Here is a 1,946-nt window from a genome sequence, read left to right on the forward strand (position 1 = left end):
GTGGGAGCGAGCTTGCTCGCGATAGCGATCTAACGATCACTCGGGTTTCTGGTAGCTATCGATCACTTCCTGCGCCGCCCGAAACGCATCGATCGCCGCCGGCACGCCCGCATACACCGCGCAATGCAGCAGCGCTTCGCGAATTTCTTCCACGGTGCAGCCATTGTTCAACGCGCCGCGCACGTGGCCCTTGAGTTCCTGCGGGCACTTGAGCGCGGTGAGGGCGGCGAGGGTGATCAGGCTGCGGGTCTTCAGCGGCAACCCTTCGCGACTCCAGACGCTGCCCCAGGCATGCTCGGTGACGAAATCCTGCAATGGCTGCGTGAATTCGGTGGCGTTGCCCAGGGCGCGGTCGACGAACGCATCGCCCATCACCTGGCGACGCATGTCGAGGCCGGTCTTTGGAGTGTCGGTCATGGCAAATCCCTCTTGTGGTGTTGGCGGCGCCAGGCGCGCACCGAGGTGAACAGCAGAAACGCGAGCAGGGCCGGCAGCACATGGAACAGCATCAGCCGTTCCAGCTGGCCGGCCAATGGCATGCCCGTGGTAAACGACACCACGTGCAGCCCGTAGGCCAGGTACAAGCCCAGCAACAGCAAGCCTTCGGCGCGGGTGACGCGATAACCGGAATAGAACACCGGCAGGCACAGCACCGCGACGCCGAGCATCACCGGCAGGTCGAAGTCCAGGGCATTGGGCGATACCGACAGCGGTGACGGCGAGGCGAGGGCGGCCACCCCCAGCACGCCCAGCAGGTTGAACAGGTTGCTGCCGATCACGTTGCCCACCGCGATGTCCCGCTGGCCCCGCAGGGCGGCGATCAGCGAAGTGGCGAGCTCCGGCAGCGACGTGCTGACGGCCACGATGGTCAGGCCGATGATGCGCTCCGACAAGCCCAGGTCCGTGGCCACTTCCACCGCAGCGCCCAGCAACAGGTGACCGGCGAAAACCAGCATTCCCAGGCCCGACACGATCATCACCAGACTCTTGGGCCAGGTCATGTGCACCACTTCGCCCCCCAGCGGGTGCGGTCGCCCCGAATGCCGGGACTGGCGCAGCAACAAGCCCAGGTACACCGCCAGGGCGGCCAGCAGCAAGACGCCGTCGAGTCGGGTCAGTTCCTTGTTCCAGGCCAGCACGAACACCAGCAGGCTGGCACCGATCATCAGCGGGATGTCGAGGCGCACCAGTTGGCGCGAGACGCGCAGCGGGATGATCAGCGCCGACAGCCCGAGGGTGACGAGGATATTGAAGATGCTGCTGCCAATCACACTGCCCACGGCGATGTCGGCGTTCTGCGCCAGGGTCGCCTGCAGGCTGACGGCCATTTGCGGCGCGCTGCTGCCGAAGGCGACGACGGTCAGGCCGATGATCAACGGTCGCACCAGCAAGCGTGCCGCGAGGCCGACGGCGGCGCGCACCAGCAGTTCGGCGCCGGCGATCAGCAACAGCAGGGCGCCGAACAGTTCGAGCAGGCTGAGCAGCGGTAGGGCGTTGATCAGGGAAATGGCCGGGCTCCGTCTATCAATCGTCGAGGGCTTGCACGCGTACCCGCGCGGTGCCGGTGCGCAACATGCCCAATTGTTCGGCAGCGGCGCGCGATACGTCGATCAGGCGACCGCGTGTGTACGGGCCGCGATCGTTGATGCGGACCACGACGCTCTCGTCGTTGCCAAGGTTGGTGATTTTCACCCGGGTGCCGAATGGCAACTGGCGATGCGCGGCGGTCAGGCCATGCTGGTCGAAACGCTCGCCGCTGGCGGTGCGCTTGCCATGGTGCCTGGAGCCGTAATAGGAGGCGACGCCGGTCTGGTCGTAGCCGTGTGGATCGACCGTCCCGCTCTGGCTGGCACAGCCGGCCAGCAGGGACAGCAGGGCGCAGGCGCCGAGGAGACGCTTCATCTGAGAGGTTCCAAATACAAATGTGGGAGCGAGCTTGCTCGCGA

At 65.9% G+C, this 1,946-nt stretch carries 3 protein-coding genes; all 3 read right to left on the bottom strand.

Annotated features, from left to right (window positions below):
* Positions 1-36 precede the first annotated feature (36 nt).
* From OC610_RS26595 to OC610_RS26605, 3 genes are read right to left on the bottom strand one after another with little or no spacing between them, the layout of a single operon-like run.
* Positions 37-417, bottom strand: a complete 381-nt coding sequence (locus OC610_RS26595) for a carboxymuconolactone decarboxylase family protein (RefSeq protein WP_264432196.1) — start codon at positions 415-417, stop codon at positions 37-39.
* A complete protein-coding gene (locus OC610_RS26600; RefSeq protein WP_264432198.1) occupies positions 414-1,475 on the bottom strand; it encodes a calcium/sodium antiporter in 1,062 nt (353 codons plus the stop codon). The genes OC610_RS26595 and OC610_RS26600 overlap by 4 nt, the downstream gene beginning before the upstream one ends.
* Positions 1,476-1,524: 49 nt before the next feature.
* The gene (locus OC610_RS26605; RefSeq protein WP_181287586.1) at positions 1,525-1,902 is read right to left on the bottom strand and encodes a septal ring lytic transglycosylase RlpA family protein; all 378 of its coding nucleotides are present in this window, start codon (positions 1,900-1,902) and stop codon (positions 1,525-1,527) included.
* Between the last annotated feature and the right edge of the window lie 44 nt (positions 1,903-1,946).

It is taken from the genome of Pseudomonas agronomica (assembly GCF_025917275.1).
GTDB classification, from domain to species: domain Bacteria; phylum Pseudomonadota; class Gammaproteobacteria; order Pseudomonadales; family Pseudomonadaceae; genus Aquipseudomonas; species Aquipseudomonas agronomica.

Excerpts from the sequence above, each read along its gene's own strand:
- OC610_RS26595 (WP_264432196.1), bottom strand. The coding sequence starts at position 417 with ATGACCGACACTCCAAAGACCGGCCTCGACATGCGTCGCCAGGTGATG.
- OC610_RS26605 (WP_181287586.1), bottom strand. The coding sequence starts at position 1,902 with ATGAAGCGTCTCCTCGGCGCCTGCGCCCTGCTGTCCCTGCTGGCCGGC.